Raw genomic sequence first — 22,540 nt, forward strand, 5'->3', positions numbered from 1 at the left:
TTCTAAAAATCTCTTTTTATCTGCGTCATCAATTTGTATACTAGAAGGAGTCGGTTATTGTGGTAAAAAATTATGAAGGTCATCTGATTTCCCAAGGACAGAGATACGGTATCGTTGTGGGCCGTTTCAATGAATTTATTACGTCCAAGCTGCTGGGCGGAGCACTCGACGCGCTGAAGCGCCACGGAGTGGAAGATACCGAAGTCGAAGTCGCCTGGGTGCCGGGCGCATTCGAAATTCCTCTGATTGCACAAAAACTGGCGGAAACCGGCAAATACGACGCCGTCATTACGCTGGGAACCGTTATTCGCGGCTCTACGCCTCACTTTGATTATGTTTGCAACGAAGTGGCCAAGGGCGTTTCCGCCATTTCACTAAAAACGGGTGTTCCGGTTATTTTCGGAGTCTTGACGACCGACTCCATCGAACAGGCGGTTGAACGGGCCGGCACGAAAGCGGGCAACAAAGGCTGGGATGCCGCCGTTACCGCGATAGAAATGGCTAATCTTACGAAGCAGCTGCAGGGCTGACCGCGGTTTTTGAACTCGCGCCTCCCTACAGCGCTTGGCAAGCGATTCGGAGCCCCGGCCACTTAGGACGGGGATCTTTTTTTGGGAGAGCAGATTCATGAAAATGCTGTATAAACTTGAAGCGTTCGAAGGGCCGCTCGACCTGCTGCTTCACTTGATCGATAAGTCCGAGGTCGATATTTACAATATCCCGATCAAGGACATTACGGAGCAGTACATGGAATATGTCCAGGCTATGCATGAGCTGGAGCTGGAAGTGACGAGCGAATTTCTGGTCATGGCCGCCACGCTGCTGGCGATTAAGAGCAAAATGCTGCTGCCGAAGCCTCCCGTCCTCGATCTGGACTTCGATTATTATGAAGAGGACGACTTCGATCCTCGGGCCGAACTCGTGCAGAAGCTGATCGAATACCGCAAGTACAAAGCGATTGCCGATCTGCTGCGCGACAAGGAAGTGGAGCGGAGCCTCGTGTTCACGCGCGAGCCCGAGGACTTGACGCCCTACGTACCCCAGGTGCAGGAGAATCCCGTTAAAGGGCTGGACGTCAATGACTTGATGCTGGCCTTTCAGCGGACGCTCCGAAAGATGGTGCACCGCAACCAGGTCACCAAAATCCGGCGGGACGAAATATCCGTTAAGGACCGGATCACGGATCTTGTGGAGCTTCTGCGTAATAAAGGCGGACGGCTCTTGTTCTCGAAGCTTTTCGAAAAGCAGTGCAGCCGCGAGGAAATCGTGGTCACGTTTTTGGCAATATTGGAACTGATGAAGATGAAAAAGATTCAATGCTTTCAGCACCGGCTGTTTGAAGACATCGTCATTCAGGCCAAAGAGGGAGAGTTGACGGATGGACTTTCAACAGATGAAATCGATTATTGAAGGATTGCTTTTCGTGGCGGGAGACGAGGGTCTGGACAAGAAACAGCTCGCCGATATTTTGGAGACGGACGCGCACATCGTCATCGAGCTTATTGAAGAGCTCCAGGAAGATCTGCGCCGCGGAGGCAGGGGAGTTCAGATTACGAGGGTAGCCGGTGCCTATCAGATGACGACGGTTCCGGAACATGCGCCTTATTTCGAACGGCTGGCCTATTCTCCTTCCCGTTCCTCTTTATCGCAGGCCGCGCTTGAAACGTTGTCCATCATCGCTTACAAACAGCCGATCACACGGGTGGAGATCGAGGAAATCCGCGGGGTCAAATCCGAACGTGCCCTTCATACGCTTATGGCGAAGGAGCTCATTGTGGAAACGGGGCGCGCGGAGGCGATCGGACGGCCGATTTTATACGGAACGTCGAAGCCTTTCCTGGAATACTTCGGCCTCAGTTCGATCGACGATCTGCCGGAGTCGCCGGCTTTTGTGGGCGATTTCGATCTTGAGGAAGAGACGAAGCTTCTTTTTGACAAATTGAACGGGGAAGAAACCGACCAGCTTACTTTCGAAGATTTGGGTCGGGAGCTGCTGGAGGGGCTGGATACCAGGAAGGCCGGTTTGTCCGTGGACAACGGGGAGGACTTAACGCTCTTGGAAAATGACGGTGAGAAGCCCGCCTCTAGTCAGGAACCGGACGGCTTTGCGTCATCGGAACCGAACGATTGGGATTTTCCGGAACTGCCGGAACTGCCGGAACTGCCTGAAGGGCTTGTCAAAGGTCCGGACGAACCCGACAAAGAATAAGCAAAAGAGAAGCGTCTTGGCTTGCGGTATGCAAGCGGGGCGCTTTTTTTGATTGGACCGATGCCCGGATCTCTCAAAATATTTGAATGATCTGGATGGAGCGGGTGATACTAGGAAGGTCGGTTTGCCGGAGGAGGGTGCTTGTGTTAATCGGGGGAATAATAACCGCCATTTTGCTTGTTTTGGTCCTGGCGGCCGTCCTGGCCATGCTCAGCTCCGTTCAGCTTACGCTTTACTGGAACCGGGTCGGGGAAAATGACGAAATGTACGTTCAGGTCCGTGCGTTATACGGCTGGATTAAATATCGGTTTAATGTGCCGGCCATGCAGTTCAACAATCTGGTTGACGGACTGAAGCTAAAAATCAATCAAGCCGATCAGAATAAGATGGATATCACTAAAAAAAGCAAAAGCAGGATCGATAAAGCATATATTAAGGCTTTTTACCGAGAAGGAAAAGATCTGCTGCGGCACACGCAGGGGCTAAACGCCTGGTTTAAGCAGACCATGAGCGCCTTTCGCTGCACGGAGCTGAAATGGAGCACGGGAGTCGGGGCCGGCGACGCGGTACAGACCGCTATACTGGCCGGTACCGTATGGACTTTGAAATCGGCGGTTGTCGGGCTGCTGACGAAATATGTGCCGCTGTCCTCCGTTCCGAAACTGGCTGTGAATCCGCAGTATAACCGCACCGCTTTTCAAATCCAATTTGTGTATGTGATTCAGGCTAAAGCGGGGGCACTCGGTCTTTCCGGGTGCAGGCTGATCTACAAGATTTTCAGAACGCCCGGAGGGGTGCGTGCCTGGTTCAAGCTCCTGCGCCAAGCCATTCCCCGAGACAGAACGCGCGCTAAAAGGCCCGAACCGGCCTCGACTTAAAAACGGCAAGGGCATAGGGCGGTTTACATACGAAGATCGTTCCCGGGGTAACCTATCGGATGCAGACCTAACACTCCTTCAAGCATGGATCTTCCGCTTTGAAGGAACCAAAGGAGGAGACTTCATTGACCGATCATCCGATTCAAGGGCTGATGAAAACAGCCATGGAAAACATCAAGCAAATGGTGGATGTGAACACCATTGTCGGCGATCCGGTAGAAACACCGGACGGCAGCGTTATTATGCCGATCAGTAAAGTCGGGTTCGGTTTTGCGGCAGGCGGCAGTGAATTCACGACGGAAACTCTTCCGGAAGTGGGGAGCCGTGGCGGACTTGAGAAAGCGGCCGTGGAAATGCCGTTTGGCGGCGGAAGCGGCGGCGGTGTGTCCATTACCCCGATCGCGTTTCTTGTCGTAGGCAAGCATGGCGTTAAGATTGTGCCGCTCGATAATCAGACTCATCTGATTGAGCGTCTCATCGATTCCGCTCCGCAAATCGTGGACCGTGTGCAGTCTATGTTCAAACAGGGCGGCAGCGCTTCGGGTCTTGGCGGTTCGGGTACTTCGAACATTAATATCGAAGCGGACACCATCAAAATGTAACTTCCTCTCCCGTCATGCGAAAAAGCCCGGAATCGGATAAAACCGATTTCGGGCTTTTTGGCCGTTTTGGCAGGTGTGACGGATTTCCGCTGTCAGGGCAGGAAAATCATGTAGCGGAAATAGAGATACAACTGCGAAATAACCAGCGAAACGAGGGTAACGGGCGCTCCGATTTTAAAAAACTCCCAATAGCTGAATCCTTTGCCTTCTTTAGCGGCAATGCCCGCTACAATGACATTGGCGGAAGCGCCGATCAGAGTCCCGTTGCCTCCAAGACATGCTCCCAGGGCCAGAGACCACCAGAGCGTGTTGATCTCCATGGAATCGGCGGGAAGCTGCATGTTCACGGCCATATCTTTAATAAGAGGAATCATGGTGGCGACGAAAGGGATGTTGTCGATGGTGGCGGACGCTATCCCCGATCCCCACAAAATGAGCGGTGCCGCGAGCTTCACGTCTCCTCCCGTAACGGTCAGCACCTGCTGAGCCAGACTTTTGATGATGCCGACTTCCTGCAAGGCTCCGACCAGGGCAAACAAACCGGCAAAGAAGAAAATAGTGACCCATTCCACGGAATCGAACGCCTCTTCGACCTCTTTTTCCTTTAATCCGAAAAGCATGAGAAGCACGGCGCCCGTGATGGCTACGACGGCCGCTTCCACATGAATGACGGAATGAAGCACGAATCCGATAATGGTCAGCCCGAGAATAATCAGCGATTTTTTCATAAGGACGGGATCTTGTATATAGGCTTTTTCGTCCAGTTTCATCAGTTTTTCTTTGTGCTCGGGACTGGTTTTAAGCTGCTTTCTATAGATGATGCGCAGCATCGCCAGCGTTGCGATGAGGATGAGAACGGTCACCGGCGCAAGATTGCTCAGAAATGCGTTAAACGTAAGATGCGGATTGGCGGACCCGATCATAATGTTGGGCGGATCTCCGATCAGAGTAGCGGTTCCACCGATATTGGAAGCGATGATCTCGGAGATGAGAAAAGGCACCGGGTTAATGTTCAGCATCCGGGTGATTGACAGCGTGACCGGTACGACCAGAAGCACGGTCGTTACGTTATCGAGCATGGCCGAACCGGTTGCGGTCAGAAGGGATAAGAAGATGAGAATGCGCATCGGGTCTCCCTTGGCCAATTTTGCCGCGCGTACGGCTACATACTGGAACACGCCGGTTTTGTTGGTAATGCCGACAAGAATCATCATGCCCACCAATAGAGCGATGGTACCCCATTCGATGTACTCCGTGTACACCTTATGGACGTCTACGATACCCAAGATGACCATGATAGCGGCCCCGAGTAGGGCGACGACGGCGCGGTTTTTCTTCTCCGAAATGATGACGGCGTACGTTGCCAGAAAAACGATAAGTGCGATCCAGACTTGACTCATAGGGTGATCTCTCCTTTTTGTTAGAGGCCTTGTTAGCGGCTTTCAAGCGTTTTCCGCGTCTGCGTGTTCAGGGGCATACAGAGTGCTGCACGGCTGGCCCGCCAAACGGACGCAGAGGAAAAAAACGCAAAAAGGAGCCTGTGGTGACAGGCTCCTCCGGTAATCTCCGTATTCAGTTGCTTGGTGTTCTAGGCCGTTTCTTAAACAATCCTAAAGAAGTATACCGGAGAACAGGGAGTTTGTAAAGAACTGTCCGCGGTCAGACAAGCGGGTCATAAGCGGGCGGGTCAAGCATATACTTGTACAAAGTTCCCTGTAGGGAAGACAAGTCTTGACCCGGGTGCGAGGGGCAATGGGAGGAAGGGCATATGAGCAAGCGGATGTGGGTATCCGGTATGCTGGCGTTTTTGTGCATGCTGAACGTGCTGGGCACAGCGGCCTTGGCGGCGGAACCCCCGACGATAGGAACGAATGCGGAGGCCGCGGCCCTCGTCGACGTGAAATCGGGCAGAGTTCTTTACTCGAAGCGGGGAGACCGGCCGATGAGGATAGCGAGCCTGACTAAAATCATGACGGCGATCGTGGCCATCGAGGAGAGCAAGCTGACGGACATTGTTAAAGTGAGCACCCGCGCCGCCGGAAAGGAAGGCTCGTCCTTGTACCTGAAGGCGGGGCAGGAAATGAGCCTGAAGCATATGCTCTATGGGCTGATGCTCCGCTCCGGCAACGATGCGGCGACGGCCATAGCCGAGCATGTAGGCGGCAGCGTGGAAGGTTTTGCCGTAATGATGAACCGGAAAGCCGAACAGATCGGTCTCGATCACTCGAATTTCACGAACCCGTCGGGACTGGACGAGAGTGCCGAACATTATTCCAGCGCCAACGATTTGGCGAAGCTGGCGGCTTACAGCCTGAAAAATCCGACTTTCCAGGAAATTGTCCAGACGAAAATGATCAAAGTGCCGAACCCGAACGAATCGTGGGAATACACCTGGTTTAACAAAAACAAAATGCTGGGCCTTTTCGACGGGGCCGACGGGGTTAAAACCGGCTATACGAAGCTGGCCAAGCGCTGTCTCGTTTCTTCGGCCACTCGGAACGGCCAGCAGTTGGTCGTCGTGACCTTAAACGACGGCGATGACTGGGCGGACCACACCCGGCTGCTGCGATGGGGGTATGAGCATTACCCGCTGGTTCCTCTGCTGAAAAAAGGCCAGGCGGTGGAAGGGACGCCTTATGTGGCGGAGAGAGAGTTCTCGTACCCGCTGCTCTCCGAGGAGAAAGACCGCGTCACCTCCGAACCGGAGTCGTTTCCGCTGGAATCGCTGGACGCGCGTCTCGGCGAAAAAGGGGCTCTTCGGCTTAAGCTGGATGACCGCCTGATCGGGACCGTGCCCCTGGTGGACCCGGCAAGCCCAAGGCTGAAAGCGGCGGACAAGGCGGCGTTCGGCTTTCAGGCTACCGATGCGGATGTAACCGCATGGAACGCATGGAGTCTCTCGCTTCGCAAAGCCATCCGGGCGATGCTTTCACCCGGCGTGTAAACAAGTACAGGAAAGGAGGAACGCACGATGGTGAATTGGATCTGGTTGTTTTTCATCGTAACCGGCTTTGCGGTTGCCGCAGTCCAGGGCAACGTAGAAGCCGTAACGCAGGCGGCTTTCGACGGCGCCAAAAGCGGCGTGACGGTCTGCTTCGGCCTGATCAGCGTGCTGGTCTTCTGGCTCGGCATGATGAGGATCGCCGAGGATGCCGGCCTGCTGTCCAAGCTGGCGGTCCTGCTTCGTCCGGTCGTCCGCTTCCTGTTTCCCAGCATTCCGAAGGATCATCCTGCGCTGGGGTACATCATGTCCAACATGAGCGCGAACATCCTGGGGCTCGGCAATGCCGCTACTCCGATGGGAATTAAGGCGATGCAGGAGCTGCAGAAGCTGAATCCCCATAAGGATACGGCCAGTCCCGCCATGTGTACGCTCCTGGCGCTGAATACGGCCAGCATCACGCTCATTCCGACGACCTTGATCGCCATCCGGATGAATTACAATTCCATGAATCCGTCGGAAATCGTCGGGACGACTCTGCTGGCTACGATCGTGTCCACGGCGGCCGCGATCATCGTCGACCGATGGTACAGGCGCAGGCTGCCGGCGAACCCCGCAGTGAAAGGGTGAGCCGCTGATGTACGAATGGGTTAACGTGCTCTCGGCGTGGGCGATCCCGGTCATGATCGTCTTCATTCCGCTGTACGCCGCCTACCGGAAAGTGCCCGTGTACGAATCGTTCACCGACGGCGCCAAGGAGGGCTTCGATACGGCGGTTAAAATCATCCCTCATCTCGTCGGCATGATGGTCGCGATCAGCGTGTTCCGGGCATCGGGGGCGCTCGAACTGACCCTCGGCTGGCTGAAGCCGCTGTTCCAGGCTCTCGGCATTCCGCCCGAGGTGCTCCCGCTGGCTGTCCTGCGTCCTATCACGGGCGCGGGATCCCTTGCCTTTACGACCGATCTGATCGCCCAGTTCGGACCGGATTCGCTCGTCGGCCGGATCGCTTCAACGGTCCAGGGCAGCACGGATACGACGCTGTACGTCATAACGGTGTACTTCGGGGCTATCGGCATCCGGAAAGCCGGCTACGCGCTCAAAGTCGGCCTGATCTCCGATGTCGTCGGGTTCATCGCTTCCATCATCATATGTCTGCTCGTGTTCGCAACCTGAAGACCGCCCGGACGGGGCGGCTTCTTCGTTTTCCGGGGAAAACGTTCGGTCCGGCCTTTATTTTGGCAAAAAAATGATTATTTTCCTCCTCTTAAGGGAACGATTAGCAGAAGGACCTTCCAAACTCACGACGCCGGTACTACCGCCCGATGCCGCACTCTTATCCGTCAGCGCCCGTCCATGAAAGAGGGAAGGGAGGCTTCAACCCCGTATTCCCTGAAAAAAACATTTGCGGATTCGCCGGGAGAGAACTTGTGATTTCACGCAAGGATGGTTATCATTAGCTTTGAGGTGAACGTTGAGGATGGAGAGACTGCAGAAAGTGCTGGCCGAGGCGGGTATAGCTTCCCGCAGGAAGAGCGAGGAGCTGATCCTGGCCGGCCGTGTGAGCGTGAATGAAGAAGTCGTCACGCAGCTTGGCGTGAAAGTGAATCCCGCTGAGGATTTGATAATGGTAGACGGACGGGCCATTAAGCAGCAGACGAAAGTGTACGTGATGCTGAACAAGCCCAAAGGCGTGATTACGAGCGCTGCGGACCCGAAGGGCCGCAAAGTCGTAACCGATTACCTGCCGGGGATCAAGGAGCGCGTCTATCCGGTCGGCCGTCTTGATTACGATACGGAAGGTCTGCTGATTTTGACGAACGACGGGGAATTCGCCAATCTGATGATGCATCCGAGGCATCATGTGGCCAAGACGTACCATGCGACCGTCAAGGGTGTCGTGCACGGTTCTGTTCTCGACCGATTGAGAGCCGGTATTGAGCTGGAGGACGGCATGACTGCTCCCGCCGAGGTCGAATACGTCGATGTGCGCCCTGAGCAGAATGAGAGCGTGATTTCCATTACCATTTACGAAGGCCGGAACCGTCAGGTGAGAAGAATGTTCGACGCCGTGTCTTTTCCGGTGGTCAAATTAAGACGGGTACAATACGGCCCTTTACTGCTTGCCGGTCTTCCGAGAGCAAAGTACAGAGTCCTGCGCAATGACGAAATTAACAGCCTGCGCGATGCGGCCTTGCAGTCACATAAAATTCAAAAAGGCCGCTAAGCTTGGCCTTTTTTTTCGTTATAATGAGGATAGTTATGTCTTATTTTTGAGGGTGCTCATTATGAAAAAGAACAAAAAATGGGTTCAAATTATCATTTTAGGCATTGTTCTTATCATCGGTGTATTTACAATCGTCAACAACCTAACATCCGCCGACGATAAAAAATATCCGGTCGAGGGATCCAAAGCGCCGGACTTTACACTTACCGGACTCGATAACAAGTCCTACAAGCTTTCCGACTACAAAGGCAAAGGCGTCCTGATTAATTTCTGGGGAACCTTCTGTCCTCCCTGCAAGAAAGAAATGCCGGCCCTGCAGAAGCAGTACGACATTTGGAAAGACAAGAACGTGGAGTTCTTGGAGGTCAACTTGGACACGAGCCGCGTGACGGTTCAAAATTTCGTGGACCAGTACAATTTGAATCTGCCGATCCTGCTCGATAACGAGGAGAAAGTGCGGAAGCAGTACGGGGTCGTGGAATATCCGACGACGTTCTTCGTCAAACCCGACGGGACGGTCATGAAGATTCACAAAGGCGAGATGGACGAGGCTTTTATCGCTGACACGCTGAAAAAGCTGACAGACGGTACCGGCGGCGGCCAATAAGGTAGCCATTTCAACAGCATAGAGGGGGAATGCGGCGTGTTTCAGAACACGAAGTGCGATTGCGGGCACCAGAACCATGTAGGGACTCTGCTCTGCGAATCGTGCGGCAAGCCGCTGACCGAAGAAGCGTTTTCGAGCGAACCGCTGGAAATGAAATATGATGGGGTCGCGCGTCGATCCCAGCGGGAAAATCCGTCCTGGCTGGACCGGGTCTGGAATTTCTTTTCATCGGTGAAGGTGGCCGTGACGATTATCGTCCTGACCTTGATCGGTTCTTCGCTTGGCACCATATATCCGCAGGAAAGCAATTTTATTCAGGTTAACCCTGCCACCTACTACAAGGATACATACGGAACACTGGGGCATGTATATTATTTGCTGGGCTTATCCCACACGTACGAATCATGGTGGTTTAAGCTGCTGATTCTGATGATCGGGGCCTCGCTGGTCATCTGCAGCCTGGACCGTGTTCTTCCGCTGTACCGGGCTCTTTCCAAGCAGAAGATCCAGAAACACCACAGCTTCCTGCTCCGCCAGAAGGTCGCTTACGACGGGCGCATTCCGGAAGGAGTCAGCGAAGAAGAGTGGACCGAGCAAATGGCCATCCAGCTCCGCAAAAAACATTACCGCGTACATACGGACGGAGCCGCGCTTCTTGCCGAGAAGTACCGGTTCAGCCGCTGGGGACCTTACGTGCTTCATATCGGCCTCATTATTTTTCTGCTGGCCGTACTGATGCGCAGCTTCCCGGGCTGGCAGATGGATGAATATATGGGGCTTCGCGAAGGGGAAATCAAGAAAATTCCCGATACGTCGCTCTATATCAAGAATGAGAAGTTCACCATCGATTTTTACAAGCCGGAAGAAATGACCGAAGAGTTTAAAAAAAGGGACCGGGCCGTTCCGAAAATTTATGAAACCGAAGCCGTGATCTACACTTGTAAAGCGGACTGCGACACTCCCGGCAAAAAACCGGAGCTGCAAGAAGTGCACAGGCAAAAAATTATCGTGAACGAACCGCTCGATTACAAAGGCCTTCTCGCTTTTCAATACGATTACAAGCAAGATCCGCTGCTTATTTCGGTCAAGCCTACGCTGACCAACAAACAGACGGGCGAATCTTACGGAAGCTTCGAGCTTCCGATGAAGGATCCTCAAGATACGTACCAGGCGGGCCCTTACAAGCTGTCGCTGAAGGGATATTTCCCGGAATTCGGCCTGGACGACAAAGGGGAGCCTATTACGAAATCGAATGAAGCGAAAGCGCCTGCATTTATTTTTCAGATTACGGGGCCGGGGCTTTCTCCAAACGGTGAGCCTTACATCTATTTCCCGAGACAAATAGACAAGCAGGAGTTCCGTCAGGACGAAATTAACGGATCAATAGGCGCCAAATTCGACTTATCTGTCGGATCGATGGAAAACGTCACGTTTTCCTCCTTTACCTCTTACCTGAATATACGGACGGACCGTGCGCTTCCCTATATCTGGATCGGGGCCGCGATCGGAATGATCGGCCTCATCATGGGCTTCTACTGGCAGCATCGCCGAGTGTGGCTCCGGATCGACGACGGACGGCTCGTACTCGGCGCACACACGAACAAGAACTGGTTCGGCGTCCGCAAGGAAGTAGCGGCCTCACTAAACAAAACAGGCATTACCGTGGATCAGAAAACGCTTGAAAAAGGAGGAAAAGCTACATGAATTGGTTAAATTTCAGCGGGAACGCGCTGCTGGTTTCATTTGTTATCTACTGTGTGGCTTTTCTGGTGTTTGTACTTTCAATCGCCGGCAAAACATGGAGCAACCGGGATCCCGAAGTTCATGCGCGCAAATGGGGCAGAGCCGCTTACGGCCTGTCCGTTTTGGGCCTTGTATCCCAGCTTCTTTATTTCTTCACCCGCTGGTACGGGGGCGGACACATTCCGACCAGCAACATGTTCGAATTTATGACGATGCTCGGTATGATGATCATGATTGCCTTTATTATCGTATACGCAATCTATCGTACCCCGGTTCTCGGGGTATTTGCTCTGCCGGTCGTCGTGCTCATCATCGCGTATGCGGCCGTCTTCCCGAACGAAGTCCAGCCGCTGATCCCGGCGCTGCAGAGCTACTGGCTTAAAATCCACGTAACGACCGCGGCCGCGGGTGAAGCGTTTTTCGCCGTAGGCTTTGCCGCGGGTTTAATGTACTTGATCCGGACGGTGAACTTTCAGGGTAAAACGGCCTCCGACCGCAAGGAACAAAGAGGGGTGGAATTCACCCTGCTCATTATTTTTATGCTGATCGCTTTTATCGCTTCCGTATTTACGTTCAATGCCGCAGGCTACGAAGCTAAGTTCATCAAGGAACAAATCGTGGCCAAAGACGGCACCCAGCAAAAAGTAAGCCAGACCGTCACTTACGTGCTGCCGCCTATCGTGGCACCATACCAGACGACACTCGAATCCATGGATACCTTCCTCGGCATGGATAAGCCGCTCTTCACGGCGCCTTCCTGGATGAGCGGTGAAAATGCCGGCAGGAAGTTCAATACGGTAATCTGGACAGTTCTGCTCGGCGTCCTTCTGTATGCGCTGCTCAGACTGATCCTGCGCAAGCCGATCGGGCAGGCGATCTCACCTATTATGAAAGGCATGGACCCGGAGGACCTCGACGAGATCGGATACCGTTCCATCGCTATCGGCTATCCGATTTTCACGCTCGGAGCCCTCATCTTCGCGATGATCTGGGCCCATAAAGCGTGGGGGCGGTTCTGGGGCTGGGATCCCAAGGAAGTATGGGCCCTGATCGTCTGGCTCTTCTACGCGGTATTCCTGCATCTTCGCCTTTCCCGCGGCTGGCAGGGCAAACGTTCCGCTTGGCTGGCCGTAATCGGTTTTATCGTGGTTATGTTTACGCTGGTCGGGGTAAACTTGGTCATCGCTGGCCTGCACTCCTATTCGGGTGTATAATTTTAGCAAATCATTTATTACAATCGTTTACGGACGGAAGGGATTGTGAACGTCATGGAACAGAGATTGAATATTCTGGTTGTAGACGATGAAGAACGGATCAGACGTCTGCTTCGGATGTACCTGGAGAAAGAGGGTTACGGCATCGAGGAAGCCGAAGACGGCGAAACGGCCCTGACGCTGGCGACCGAGCGCGATTTCGATCTGATTCTGCTCGATCTGATGCTGCCGGGGATTGACGGGACGGAAGTTTGCGCTCGCTTGCGCCAAGTGAAGTCCACGCCGGTGATCATGCTGACCGCGAAAGGCGAAGAAACGAACCGCGTACACGGGTTCGAAGTCGGTGCCGACGATTACGTCGTGAAGCCGTTCAGTCCGCGCGAGGTGATTTACCGGGTCAAGGCGATCCTGCGGCGTTCGTCCGCAACGGCTTTTCTGTCCAAGGATGCGAATTCGAGCAACAACATCGTATTTCCGCACCTGGTTATCGAGCACGATGCTCACCGTGTAACGGCAGGCGGCCAGGAAGTCGCCCTGACGCCCAAAGAGTATGAACTGCTCCATTATCTGGCCGTATCGCCCGATAAGGTCTTTTCGCGGGAAGAGCTGCTCAAAGATGTCTGGAATTACGAATTTTTCGGGGACTTGCGCACGGTCGATACCCATGTAAAAAGATTGCGCGAAAAGCTCAACAAAGTATCGCCAGAAGCGGCTGCGATGATTACGACGGTCTGGGGCGTAGGCTACAAGCTAGAGGTGCCGAAGTAACGTGTTTAGCCTGCGCAGTGTAGTCGGCAAGCTGTGGCTGACCATTATCGGTCTTGTGGCGGTTATTCTGATCACCCTCGGCGTGTTTCTCGTGCAGTCGCTGGAACAGTATTTTTCCCAGTCCGAGGATCAGGTTCACAATTTGAAACAGCTTGCGGGCGATTATTCGAACGGAGCCGCTCTTCATCTGCGGGACGAAGAGTTTTACAAGATGGCCAATCAGCTCTTGGAACTTCAGGATGCGCGCATGATTGCGCTGGATAAAGATCTGAAAGAATTGAATCCGTCGGTCGAGGGCAAAAACCAGGAGCTGCTCCGGTTCAAAACGGCCGACTTTTTTTCGGACGCGGAGCTGAAAACCGTCTTGAATGGCCAAATGCTGGAAAAGCGGATTCCCTACAACAAGCAGGGTAAAATCAACCAGCGCAACGATTATATCGCCGTGGCCGTGCCGCTCTATCACACGCCGGACGGAGGGGCCAAAGATACGGAAGGTGCTATTGTCCTGTATCAATCCCTGAAATCCCTGGAAGCGACCCAGTGGGACGTATTCCGGCTGTTCGTGATCGTTTCGATTATCGGATTTCTGATGACGACGGTATTCGCGTTCTTCCTGTTCTACCGGATCACGCGTCCGCTGCTTCAGCTCAAAGACGCTGCGGGCAGAATCTCCCGAGGAGAATACGGCACGAAGGTTCCGATTCTCTCTTCCGATGAGATCGGGGAGCTTGCGAAATCGTTCAATGTGATGGGAGAAGAACTCCAGGAGAATGTGAAAGCCCTGCGGCACGAGAAAGAGAATCTTTCGAGTGTTCTGAGGAGCATGACCGACGCGGTCATGACGTTCGATGCCGGCGGCAAAGTCATTGTGACGAACCCGCAGGGGGACAAAATCATCCAGGAGTGGGAAGAACTCTCCTGGAACCCGGACGGGCCGCCCGTCAACGGCGGCGTTCCCGCCGCGCTTCCTCTGCCGCTTGAGCGGCATATTCCCGCTCCGCTGCAGCCCATGTTCCACCAGGTGGTGACGGAGGCGAGGGAGCAGACCGACAAGCTTCACGTCGAGAACGAGGTCTGGTCGGTCGCGATGACGCCGCTGCTTTCGCGCGACGGCGTTCGCGGCGCCGTCGCCGTACTCCGCGACGTGACGGAGGAGTTCCGGCTCGACAAGCTGCGCAAGGACTTCGTCGCGAACGTTTCGCACGAACTGCGCACGCCGTTGTCGATGGTGCAGGGCTACAGCGAGGCGCTGCTTGACGACATCGCCGGCTCTCCCGAGGAGCGCAAGGAGCTCGCTCAGGTGATCTATGACGAGGCGCTGCGGATGGGCCGCCTCGTCCGGGATCTTCTCGATCTGGCCCGGATGGAAGCGGGGCATCTCGAGATGAACCTTAACAGGACCGATATAGGCGGGCTCGTGAAACGGATGCACCGCAAATTTACGGTCCTGGCGAGAGAGAAAGACATCCGCCTGAATTTCGAGCTCCCGCAAGAGGAGCTGGTTTGTACGGCGGATGAGGACCGGCTGGAGCAGGTGCTGACCAACCTGCTCGACAACGCCTTCCGGCACACGCCGGGCGGGAAGACGATTACGATTAAGGCGGAGCCTTACGCGTACAAGTCTTCTCCCGGCTGCAAGCTGGAAGTGACGGACGAAGGCCAGGGGATTCCGGCCGAAGATGTCCCTTACGTGTTCGAGCGCTTCTATAAAGCGGACAAAGCCCGGACACGGGGAGCGACAGGCGGCACGGGCCTCGGACTGGCCATCGTCAAGAACATCGTGGACGCCCATCAGGGGACGATCACGATGCGCAGCAAGCTCGGGCAGGGGACGACGTTTACGATCGTCCTGCCGTGCAAAGCATGTTAAGCCGCGCATAGCCCGTATAATCCCCGCAGCGTCCTTAACGACGAAGAGGGGATGGAAGAGCCGACGAACCGTAAAAGGCTTCGGGCGGTTTCGGCCCGAACTCTGCAAGATCAAGATTACATGCAAAAGGCGGAAAGCCTGCTGAGTCGTTCAGCTGCTTTCCGCCTTTTTTGTTGAAAAAACGAACTAAATCTTGTTGTTCGTGAAACATATTGCAGGCCGGATAAGAAAGGGCCGCCGCCGTAACGGGATGTTACAAGCGCCGGCCCGGTATAAATCGGCTGAGAAGTGCTTAAATGCCCAGTTGACGAACGTTGACGATTTCCGGCTGTTTTTCCAGCTCGGCAATAACTTCTTTAGGAGCGGTTTTATCGATGGTCAGAACCATGATCGCCGATCCGCCGACGACCGTACGGCCTACCTGCATGGTCGCAATGTTCACGTCATTGCTTCCGAGCAGCGTACCTACGCTGCCGATAATGCCGGGTTTGTCGTTATGCGAGATGAGAAGAAGCGAGCCTTCCGGCGCAAAGTCCACCGGGTATTGATCGATGCGGACGATGCGCTCGCCGTAACCGGCCAGCAGCGTACCCGCCAGTGTGCGGTCGCCTTGTTTGGATTTAACGGTAATCGTCACGAGGTTGGTGAACGTTCCGGTTGTGGACGATTGCTGCGTCGTGACATTGATATCACGGGATTTGGCCATATGCATGGCGTTCACGAGATTGATGCCTTCAAGATGCTGCGTGAAAACGCCTTTAACGATATAACGGGTCAACGGATTCGTGTCCACGTCGGCGAGATCGCCGGAGTAACTGACGACGATTTCATTGACAGGTCCTTCGGTCAGCTGACCGGCGATAAGACCGAGCTTTTCCCCGAGGTTGAAGTAAGGCTGCAGTTTGCTCATCACGGTAGCCGGCACAGGCGGCATATTCACGGCATTTTTGAAAGGTTCGTTGCGCAGAATATGAAGGAGCTCTTCCGATACGTCAATGGCTACGTTCTCCTGAGCTTCAACGGTCGATGCGCCCAAGTGCGGCGTGACGATAATGCTCGGGTTGTTCAGGAACGGGTGGCTTGCCTGAGGAGGCTCCTGCTCGAACACGTCAAAAGCGGCTCCGGCAACAGTGCCGTTTTCGATCGCGGCTACGAGGGCGTTCTCGTCAATGATTCCGCCGCGTGCGCAGTTGATGATCCGAACGCCTTTTTTCATGATGGCGAATTGAGCCGGGCCTACGATATGGCGCGTTTCATTCGTCAGCGGCGTATGGACGGTAATAAAGTCGGCGGCGGCCGCGATATCGTTGACCGTTCCGAGCTTAACGCCGATTTTCTCCGCTCTGTCTTCCGTTAGGAACGGATCGTAGCCGATGACTTTCATGCCGAACACTTTGGCGCGCTTGGCGACTTCGCTTCCGATGCGTCCCATTCCGATGATGCCGAGCGTTTTGTTTCGCAGCTCGACGCCGACGAACGATTTGCGGTCCCATTCACCGCTGACCGTCTTTTTGTAGGCTTGCGGAATGGAGCGGGCTACCGACATCATCATCGCGAAAGTATGCTCGCAGGTTGCAATCGTGTTGCCGTCCGGCGCGTTGATCACTACGATGCCGTGCTTGGTTGCCGCTTGGAGGTCGATGTTGTCGACGCCGACACCGGCGCGGCCGATGACTTTGAGTTTAGGCGCGGCTTCCATGATGCGCGGCGTAACCTTAGTCTGGCTGCGCACGAGAAGGGCATCGTATTCGCCGATGATCGCAACAAGCTCGTCTTCGCTTAATCCCGGTTTCTTGTCTACCTCAACATCGCTTGCGTCGTAGAGCATTTGGATCCCCATATCGCTGATCGGATCCGATACAAGTACTTTAAACATGTATATAGCCTCCTCTTGGGAAATAAAAAAACTCCCGAACCTCATACGTAACCCGTATGAAGGGACGAAAGTTATCTTCGCGGTGCCACCCTACTTCACCCGGCGTTCTCACGCAAGGCCTTATTGGTCCCTGTCGGGACCTGAACGATAACGGGTTCTGCCGATTGAGCCTGCGGCTTTCGCTTCGGTTCAATGCTCCGGAGTGCTTAGTAAGCATGCGTCCTGCCGATTCCCACCAACCATCGGCTCTCTGAAAGGCTGTCCATACATACGTGTCTCCGTCAACGCTTTAATGTGGTATATGTCGTTAAGTTTCACTTAATGTAACATGGCCCCGGCAACGTGTCAATAGGGTTACCCGAATATTCATGCCGTTTTAACAAACGAAACGCCAAATAGAGTGATAAATCCGTACTATTCCTCTTGTATTCGGATGTAATATTCGCTATTCTTCAGTTATTACGAAAATTTTCCACATGTAAGCGCATGTAAAAAAAGGAGAAGCCTGCATGAAACATCTTGCGCCCGAAAAATTCCTTGAGCTGCTGGACAAACCGGAGATGGTTAAAAAGATAAAAATCGTGGATGTCCGCGAGCCGTACGAATGGGACTACTACCATCTGGATGAACCGGAACTCATTCCCATGAATACCATTCCGGAGCGGTTGGATGAACTGGCCGGTGACGCCGACCTCTATGTTGTGTGCGCGCATGGTGTGCGCAGCGAGATGGTTTGCGGTTATCTGGAGAGAAACGGCTTCGATCCGGACCAGCTGGTCAATGTCGAAGGCGGCATGGCGGCTTTGGCGATGCTGCGCGGTTTTGCCTACGATTAGGAGTCGAATCGTCATGTCTTAAAGAGGCGTGACGGCCCAGCTGAGTGAAGTGAAGCGCCATCCGTTATGGATAGGCGCTTTTTTATGTTCGGGGCGGAACCTTTTGCGGGACTTATCCGTTCTATTAAGAAGGACAAGATTTCCTCTATGTGAGATTCATGGTATGTTAATAAGGATGAAGATGATGGTATCGTGACTCGGCATCATAGATAAATAATACCGGATAATAGGGGAAGTCCCTGGGAAGGACCATCATGAGAAAATGGAACTGGAAATGGAAAGAGCTGAAAAATATCCGCATTAAGACGGACATCCGGGTCGATGACCTTAATGACCGGATGCTGCTTATTAACTTATATGGAACCCAGGCGATTTTGCTGGTGATCGGCGTTATTATGCTGTTCGTTCAAGGAGCGGATTGGCGGAGTCTTTTCAGCTTTGCGCCGGGCTGGTCCATCGTTCTCTGGGGAGGCGGTATCGCACTGGCAGTGCTGGCCGCGGATCTGATCGTGTCCAAATATGTCCCCGAGGAAGTTACGGACGACGGGGGAGTGAACAAGCGTATCTTCGGCAGGCGTCCGCTTTGGCATATCGCGCTCATCTGCATACTGGTTTCGATATGCGAAGAACTCCTGTTCCGCGCGGGCCTTCAGCATTACCTGGGTCCATACTGGACAAGCATTGTTTTTGCGGCCATTCATATCCGTTATCTCCAGCACTGGCTGATGACGGGTCTTGTTTTTAGCATTTCTTACGGGATCGGCTGGATTTTTATCCATACGGGGTCCTTGTGGACAGCTATTTTCGCCCATTTTATGATTGATTTTATTTCGGGCTGCATCTTACGTTACGGCAAGGAGGAGTAATCCGGCATGGAAGGCAACAAGACACAGGGGATAGAGTACGAACAGCCGATACTCGCAGAAAGCGATTTAGTCCATGAAAATGAAGAAGAAAGCCACTACCTGCCTCCGAGAAGCTCGGTACATCCGTCCGAACGGGCTAAAGTTACACGCTGGTTTTACCGATTGCTTCTGTTTTTGTTCATTCTTCTCGTCATGGGGCTCGGCTGGTGGGGAATCCGATATACATCCGGAGCTTGATAAGTCAAATCCGGTCGCACTCCGGATGCCTGACAGACCTTGAAGAGGCGCGGCGTTTATTAGCCGTCTTGCCTCAAGGTCGGTCGGGCTTTTTGTTGTCTTATCAGGCGGCTGATTGCCTGAAGTCCGACTCCCTCCTATTCCCACTTTGCGGGCGAATGGCCCCCGCCCATCGGACGCAACCTAATTAAGCCTCATACATTCTAAAAAACTTGGAGGGATACGGGATGAATTTAGGCAGTTTCCTTATCGGAAGCGTCGCGGGCGCCGCACTTGCTATGTATGCCGGCAAGCGGATAAGAAACATGCGGTCCGCAATGTTCAGTTCGGAAGGCAGCGGAATCGGCAGCTCATTGAACGATGTAATCGGCCAGACGAAAAATTTCGTTTCGGGTTCCGGCCACAAGGCAAGCTCCAAGCATCAGTCGCATCAGAGCTCCAGTTCTTCTCACGAATCCGGCGGATCTCATTCTTCGGACGGCAAGGAAGCGCTGGAAAACCTGATCGCCAAAGATTCGCAGGTAAAAGCGGCTGTAGACGAAATACTGGTGAAAAACGCCGCGTCTTCCTCGGCCACTCACTGAGTATAAAGCTGCGCTGACCGCTCCGCGGGGAGCGTGAAAGACCGAAAGGCACCTCTTCTGCATTCCGCAGAAAAGGTGCCTTTAAATTTTTGCCGTATAGCTAACATTTTGGCTTTAACATGGTATACTAATACTAGGTGGCACCCATAAGCGTGCTTGTTTCCGCAAGCACACACACCATGGTTTTCAAACCGGCATATTTTGTTTATAACCATTCAAACAGAGGTGTCATGGAAAGGAGGATCCTGTCATGAAAATCGAACGTTTAAGCCCGGACAAAATACGGATTTTCCTTACATTCGATGATTTGACGGAACGGGGCATCCAGAAAGACGACATGTGGAGGGAAATCCCCAAAGTTCACGATCTTTTCAGCGACATGATGGATCAGGCCTATTCCGAATTGGGTTTCGAACCTGCAGGACCTTTGGCTGTAGAAGTTTTTGCGCTCCCTGCCCAAGGAATGGTCGTCATTGTGACCAGGGGCAGCATGGATTTGTCCTTGCAAGCCGATTTGCTGGATGACCATGATGACGAAGAAGTGTACGAGATGGAAGTGACGCTTGAACAAAGCGACATCGTTTCTTACGCCTTCCGCGATTTCGAAGATTTGCTTCGTGCTTCAAAAGTCGTCAATCCGATGCTAACGGATGGTGGAGCGCTTTATACGTATAAAAACAAATGGATCCTTCAGCTCGAACCGACTGAACTGCCGGAAGGCAAGTTCCAGACGCTCATCGCCGTTCTATCCGAGTACGGAGATGCGACCAACGTGACGAAGGCTGTACTCGAAGAGTATGGAAAAGCTGTAATTGAAGCTAATGCGGTCCAGGAACTATGCCGGCATTTCGCATGATTATGCCCTACACTCCAACTACCGGCGTGGACCATTCCCGACCTTGCCCGAATGTGCACGGCTCCGGGTGGCTGCATGCCGGACAAGATATAGGCGGCACCTGCTTCATAAAGCATTCTCCAAAAACAAATGTTTTTGCAGGATGCTTTATTTTCATTGCGTTATAATACATAAACGAGGTGGTCAACATGGCTAACACCGAAAACTTAAACGTACTGGAATCTACTCAAACGATTATTGAAGATGCCCTGAAGAAACTCGGATATTCCGACGAAATGTACGAGCTTCTCAAGGAGCCGCTCCGCGTGCTGACGGTTCGGATTCCGATCCGGATGGACGACGGCAAAGTCAAGGTATTCACAGGCTATCGCGCCCAGCATAACGATGCGGTCGGTCCTACGAAGGGCGGAGTCCGTTTCCATCCCGGCGTGACCGAAGACGAAGTGAAAGCTCTCTCCATCTGGATGAGCTTGAAGTGCGGCATCGTGGATCTTCCTTACGGCGGTGGCAAAGGCGGCATCATCTGCGATCCGCGGAGCATGTCTTTCCGTGAGCTGGAAGTGCTCAGCCGCGGATACGTAAGGGCGATCAGCCAATTGGTTGGTCCGAACAAGGACATTCCGGCGCCGGACGTCATGACGAACTCCCAGATCATGGCCTGGATGCTGGACGAGTACAGCCGCATCCGCGAGTTCGATTCCCCGGGATTCATCACGGGTAAGCCGATTGTGCTGGGGGGTTCTCACGGACGCGAGACGGCGACGGCCAAAGGCGTTACGATCATGATCAACAAAGCGCTGGAGAAGCGCGGCATTCCGCTTCAAGGCGCTCGTGTCATCGTTCAGGGATTCGGCAACGCGGGAAGCTACTTGTCCAAGTTTATGCACGAAGCCGGGGCCAAAGTGGTCGGGATCGCCGATGTGAACGGGGCCTTGTACAATCCGGAAGGGCTCGACATCGAATACCTGCTCGACCGCCGCGATTCCTTTGGAACCGTGACGAACTTATTCCCGAACGTAATGCCTAGCACCGAAATTCTGGAGCAGGATTGTGATATTCTGGTGCCGGCCGCAATCGAGAACCAGATCACGCAAGAGAATGCTCATCGCATTAAAGCGGGTATCGTGGTCGAAGCGGCGAACGGACCGACTACGCTGGAAGCGACCAAAATTTTGACGGAGCGCGGCGTGCTGCTCGTTCCGGACGTCCTGGCTAGTGCCGGCGGTGTTGTTGTGTCCTATTTCGAGTGGGTACAAAATAACCAAGGATATTACTGGACGGAAGAAGAAGTTCATTCCAAACTTCAAGAAGTGATGGAAAAAGGCTTCGAAAATGTCTATACTATTCATAAAACACGCGGAATCGATATGCGTCTGGCGGCCTATATGACCGGCGTACGCAAAATGGCGGAAGCCGCCCGTTTCCGTGGTTGGGTATAAGAAGGACGGAATCGTTCACCGGATCGGAAAGGGGGAAATGGGATGAACGTGTTTTCCGTTCTAATGGCGGCGGTTGCTCCCGGAATCTCCCTTCTTGCTTATTTTTATTTGAAGGACCGTTATGAAACGGAGCCGATCCATCTGGTTGGCAAGCTGTTTTTGTGCGGAGTTTTACTCGTTATTCCGGCCATGGTGCTTCAGAATTCGTTTATGCAGGAGATCGGCGGGGATAATCATTTTACCTTTGCTTTTTTCATCTCCGGCGGGTTGGAAGAGTTCTTGAAATGGTTCGTCGTATACCATTTGATATACCGTCACGATTCTTTCGACGAGCCGTACGACGGGATCGTTTACGCCGTGGCCGTCAGCCTTGGGTTCGCCACATTGGAGAATATTCTCTATGCGTTCGCCAATGGGATCAGCATGTCTTCGCTGCTCATGCGCGCCCTTCTTCCCGTTTCGGGACATGCGCTTTTCGGCGTTATGATGGGCTACTATCTCGGCAAAGCCAAGTTTATGCGTTCCCAGGAGCGCAAGTATTTGCTAGCTTCTCTGTTTCTGCCTATTTTATGGCACGGGGCGTTTGATTACATTTTGCTGGTGGCGGCGAATAACTGGATCTGGTTCATGCTGCCTTTTATGACGCTTCTCTGGATTCGTACGCTCTGGAAAGTGGACCGTGCCAACGATCGTTCTCCGCTTCGCGTCGTCCGCGGTGAAGAGGAGTTTAAAATCGGATAACGGTGACCATACTGGTTGTGAGAACACTTATTTGATGCGCGAGCAAAG

At 53.4% G+C, this 22,540-nt stretch carries 22 protein-coding genes, 1 pseudogene and 1 other annotated feature; of the genes and pseudogenes, 21 read left to right on the top strand and 2 right to left on the bottom strand.

Annotated features, from left to right (window positions below; all coding sequences use genetic code 11):
- Positions 1-59: 59 nt before the first annotated feature.
- The 5 genes and pseudogenes from ribH to ytfJ all read left to right on the top strand — a co-directional run bounded on the left by ribH (position 60) and on the right by ytfJ (position 3,689).
- The gene (gene ribH / locus KVT34_RS00955) at positions 60-530 is read left to right on the top strand and encodes a 6,7-dimethyl-8-ribityllumazine synthase (RefSeq protein ID WP_009674421.1); all 471 of its coding nucleotides are present in this window, start codon (positions 60-62) and stop codon (positions 528-530) included.
- 97 nt (positions 531-627) lie between these two features.
- The gene (locus tag KVT34_RS00960; RefSeq protein WP_042228538.1) at positions 628-1,410 is read left to right on the top strand and encodes a segregation and condensation protein A; all 783 of its coding nucleotides are present in this window, start codon (positions 628-630) and stop codon (positions 1,408-1,410) included.
- A pseudogene (gene scpB, locus KVT34_RS00965) lies at positions 1,379-1,981 on the top strand (SMC-Scp complex subunit ScpB); the annotation flags it as partial. The gene KVT34_RS00960 and the pseudogene scpB, both read left to right, overlap by 32 nt.
- 371 nt (positions 1,982-2,352) lie before the next feature.
- Positions 2,353-3,087, top strand: a complete 735-nt coding sequence (locus KVT34_RS00970; RefSeq protein WP_217556223.1) for a DUF2953 domain-containing protein — start codon at positions 2,353-2,355, stop codon at positions 3,085-3,087.
- Between the two features lie 125 nt (positions 3,088-3,212).
- Positions 3,213-3,689, top strand: coding sequence for a GerW family sporulation protein (gene ytfJ / locus KVT34_RS00975; protein WP_217556224.1), 477 nt, complete (start codon positions 3,213-3,215; stop codon positions 3,687-3,689).
- A 92-nt stretch (positions 3,690-3,781) separates the two neighbouring features.
- Here ytfJ and KVT34_RS00980 read toward each other — a convergent pair whose 3' ends face one another.
- Complete coding sequence (locus KVT34_RS00980) at positions 3,782-5,089, bottom strand: ArsB/NhaD family transporter (RefSeq protein WP_217556226.1); 1,308 nt, start codon at positions 5,087-5,089, stop codon at positions 3,782-3,784.
- 368 nt (positions 5,090-5,457) lie between these two features.
- Between KVT34_RS00980 and KVT34_RS00985 the strand changes: the two genes are divergently transcribed.
- From KVT34_RS00985 to KVT34_RS01025, 9 genes are all read left to right on the top strand, one after another.
- Positions 5,458-6,633, top strand: coding sequence for a D-alanyl-D-alanine carboxypeptidase family protein (locus tag KVT34_RS00985; RefSeq protein ID WP_217556227.1), 1,176 nt, complete (start codon positions 5,458-5,460; stop codon positions 6,631-6,633).
- A gap of 27 nt (positions 6,634-6,660) precedes the next feature.
- Complete coding sequence (locus KVT34_RS00990; RefSeq protein ID WP_009674409.1) at positions 6,661-7,260, top strand: nucleoside recognition domain-containing protein; 600 nt, start codon at positions 6,661-6,663, stop codon at positions 7,258-7,260.
- 7 nt (positions 7,261-7,267) lie between these two features.
- Positions 7,268-7,804, top strand: coding sequence for a spore maturation protein (locus KVT34_RS00995; RefSeq protein ID WP_217556228.1), 537 nt, complete (start codon positions 7,268-7,270; stop codon positions 7,802-7,804).
- A gap of 304 nt (positions 7,805-8,108) precedes the next feature.
- A complete protein-coding gene (locus KVT34_RS01000; RefSeq protein ID WP_217556229.1) occupies positions 8,109-8,855 on the top strand; it encodes a pseudouridine synthase in 747 nt (248 codons plus the stop codon).
- Positions 8,856-8,916: 61 nt separating this feature from the next.
- Positions 8,917-9,462, top strand: a complete 546-nt coding sequence (resA, locus tag KVT34_RS01005) for a thiol-disulfide oxidoreductase ResA (protein ID WP_217556230.1) — start codon at positions 8,917-8,919, stop codon at positions 9,460-9,462.
- 36 nt (positions 9,463-9,498) lie between these two features.
- A complete protein-coding gene (gene resB, locus KVT34_RS01010; protein ID WP_217556231.1) occupies positions 9,499-11,166 on the top strand; it encodes a cytochrome c biogenesis protein ResB in 1,668 nt (555 codons plus the stop codon).
- Entirely contained in the window at positions 11,163-12,419 is a 1,257-nt protein-coding gene (gene ccsB, locus KVT34_RS01015; RefSeq protein WP_217556232.1) for a c-type cytochrome biogenesis protein CcsB, read from the top strand. The genes resB and ccsB overlap by 4 nt, the downstream gene beginning before the upstream one ends.
- 54 nt (positions 12,420-12,473) lie before the next feature.
- A complete protein-coding gene (locus KVT34_RS01020) occupies positions 12,474-13,187 on the top strand; it encodes a response regulator transcription factor (protein ID WP_016423993.1) in 714 nt (237 codons plus the stop codon).
- A gap of 1 nt (position 13,188) precedes the next feature.
- Entirely contained in the window at positions 13,189-15,057 is a 1,869-nt protein-coding gene (locus tag KVT34_RS01025; protein ID WP_217556233.1) for an ATP-binding protein, read from the top strand.
- Positions 15,058-15,349: 292 nt separating this feature from the next.
- Here the strand turns inward: KVT34_RS01025 and serA are convergent, their stop codons facing one another.
- Complete coding sequence (gene serA / locus KVT34_RS01030) at positions 15,350-16,933, bottom strand: phosphoglycerate dehydrogenase (RefSeq protein WP_217556235.1); 1,584 nt, start codon at positions 16,931-16,933, stop codon at positions 15,350-15,352.
- Between the two features lie 57 nt (positions 16,934-16,990).
- Positions 16,991-17,227 (bottom strand) — a binding site (T-box leader).
- Positions 17,228-17,442: 215 nt separating this feature from the next.
- On the opposite strand from serA, the gene KVT34_RS01035 reads away from it, so the two are divergent.
- The 7 genes from KVT34_RS01035 (at position 17,443) to prsW (ending at position 22,492) form a co-directional block, all read left to right on the top strand.
- On the top strand, positions 17,443-17,769 hold the full coding sequence (locus KVT34_RS01035) for a rhodanese-like domain-containing protein (RefSeq protein WP_217556237.1): 327 nt from the start codon (positions 17,443-17,445) through the stop codon (positions 17,767-17,769).
- 254 nt (positions 17,770-18,023) lie between these two features.
- Complete coding sequence (locus KVT34_RS01040) at positions 18,024-18,635, top strand: CPBP family intramembrane glutamic endopeptidase (RefSeq protein WP_217556238.1); 612 nt, start codon at positions 18,024-18,026, stop codon at positions 18,633-18,635.
- Positions 18,636-18,641: 6 nt separating this feature from the next.
- Positions 18,642-18,872, top strand: a complete 231-nt coding sequence (locus tag KVT34_RS01045) for a hypothetical protein (RefSeq protein WP_217556239.1) — start codon at positions 18,642-18,644, stop codon at positions 18,870-18,872.
- A 227-nt stretch (positions 18,873-19,099) separates the two neighbouring features.
- Entirely contained in the window at positions 19,100-19,456 is a 357-nt protein-coding gene (locus KVT34_RS01050) for a hypothetical protein (protein ID WP_217556240.1), read from the top strand.
- 250 nt (positions 19,457-19,706) lie between these two features.
- Positions 19,707-20,312 (top strand): genetic competence negative regulator, encoded by a 606-nt coding sequence (locus tag KVT34_RS01055; RefSeq protein WP_009674407.1) that lies wholly within the window; start codon positions 19,707-19,709, stop codon positions 20,310-20,312.
- 188 nt (positions 20,313-20,500) lie between these two features.
- On the top strand, positions 20,501-21,751 hold the full coding sequence (locus tag KVT34_RS01060) for a Glu/Leu/Phe/Val family dehydrogenase (RefSeq protein ID WP_217556241.1): 1,251 nt from the start codon (positions 20,501-20,503) through the stop codon (positions 21,749-21,751).
- A 42-nt stretch (positions 21,752-21,793) separates the two neighbouring features.
- Positions 21,794-22,492: a glutamic-type intramembrane protease PrsW gene (gene prsW, locus KVT34_RS01065; RefSeq protein WP_042228491.1), complete on the top strand. Its 699-nt coding sequence runs from the start codon at positions 21,794-21,796 to the stop codon at positions 22,490-22,492.
- Positions 22,493-22,540 lie beyond the last annotated feature (48 nt).

It is taken from the genome of Paenibacillus sp. GbtcB18 (assembly GCF_019091125.1).
GTDB lineage: Bacteria > Bacillota > Bacilli > Paenibacillales > NBRC-103111 > Paenibacillus_F > Paenibacillus_F chitinolyticus.

Excerpts from the sequence above, each read along its gene's own strand:
- KVT34_RS00995 (WP_217556228.1), top strand. The coding sequence starts at position 7,268 with ATGTACGAATGGGTTAACGTGCTCTCGGCGTGGGCGATCCCGGTCATG.
- KVT34_RS00960 (WP_042228538.1), top strand. The coding sequence starts at position 628 with ATGAAAATGCTGTATAAACTTGAAGCGTTCGAAGGGCCGCTCGACCTG.
- resA (WP_217556230.1), top strand. The coding sequence starts at position 8,917 with ATGAAAAAGAACAAAAAATGGGTTCAAATTATCATTTTAGGCATTGTT.
- KVT34_RS01055 (WP_009674407.1), top strand. The coding sequence starts at position 19,707 with ATGAAAATCGAACGTTTAAGCCCGGACAAAATACGGATTTTCCTTACA.
- prsW (WP_042228491.1), top strand. The coding sequence starts at position 21,794 with ATGAACGTGTTTTCCGTTCTAATGGCGGCGGTTGCTCCCGGAATCTCC.
- KVT34_RS01050 (WP_217556240.1), top strand. The coding sequence starts at position 19,100 with ATGAATTTAGGCAGTTTCCTTATCGGAAGCGTCGCGGGCGCCGCACTT.
- KVT34_RS01035 (WP_217556237.1), top strand. The coding sequence starts at position 17,443 with ATGAAACATCTTGCGCCCGAAAAATTCCTTGAGCTGCTGGACAAACCG.
- KVT34_RS00985 (WP_217556227.1), top strand. The coding sequence starts at position 5,458 with ATGAGCAAGCGGATGTGGGTATCCGGTATGCTGGCGTTTTTGTGCATG.
- KVT34_RS01020 (WP_016423993.1), top strand. The coding sequence starts at position 12,474 with ATGGAACAGAGATTGAATATTCTGGTTGTAGACGATGAAGAACGGATC.
- KVT34_RS00980 (WP_217556226.1), bottom strand. The coding sequence starts at position 5,089 with ATGAGTCAAGTCTGGATCGCACTTATCGTTTTTCTGGCAACGTACGCC.
- serA (WP_217556235.1), bottom strand. The coding sequence starts at position 16,933 with ATGTTTAAAGTACTTGTATCGGATCCGATCAGCGATATGGGGATCCAA.
- KVT34_RS01060 (WP_217556241.1), top strand. The coding sequence starts at position 20,501 with ATGGCTAACACCGAAAACTTAAACGTACTGGAATCTACTCAAACGATT.
- KVT34_RS00990 (WP_009674409.1), top strand. The coding sequence starts at position 6,661 with ATGGTGAATTGGATCTGGTTGTTTTTCATCGTAACCGGCTTTGCGGTT.
- ccsB (WP_217556232.1), top strand. The coding sequence starts at position 11,163 with ATGAATTGGTTAAATTTCAGCGGGAACGCGCTGCTGGTTTCATTTGTT.
- KVT34_RS01045 (WP_217556239.1), top strand. The coding sequence starts at position 18,642 with ATGGAAGGCAACAAGACACAGGGGATAGAGTACGAACAGCCGATACTC.
- KVT34_RS01000 (WP_217556229.1), top strand. The coding sequence starts at position 8,109 with ATGGAGAGACTGCAGAAAGTGCTGGCCGAGGCGGGTATAGCTTCCCGC.
- KVT34_RS01040 (WP_217556238.1), top strand. The coding sequence starts at position 18,024 with ATGAGAAAATGGAACTGGAAATGGAAAGAGCTGAAAAATATCCGCATT.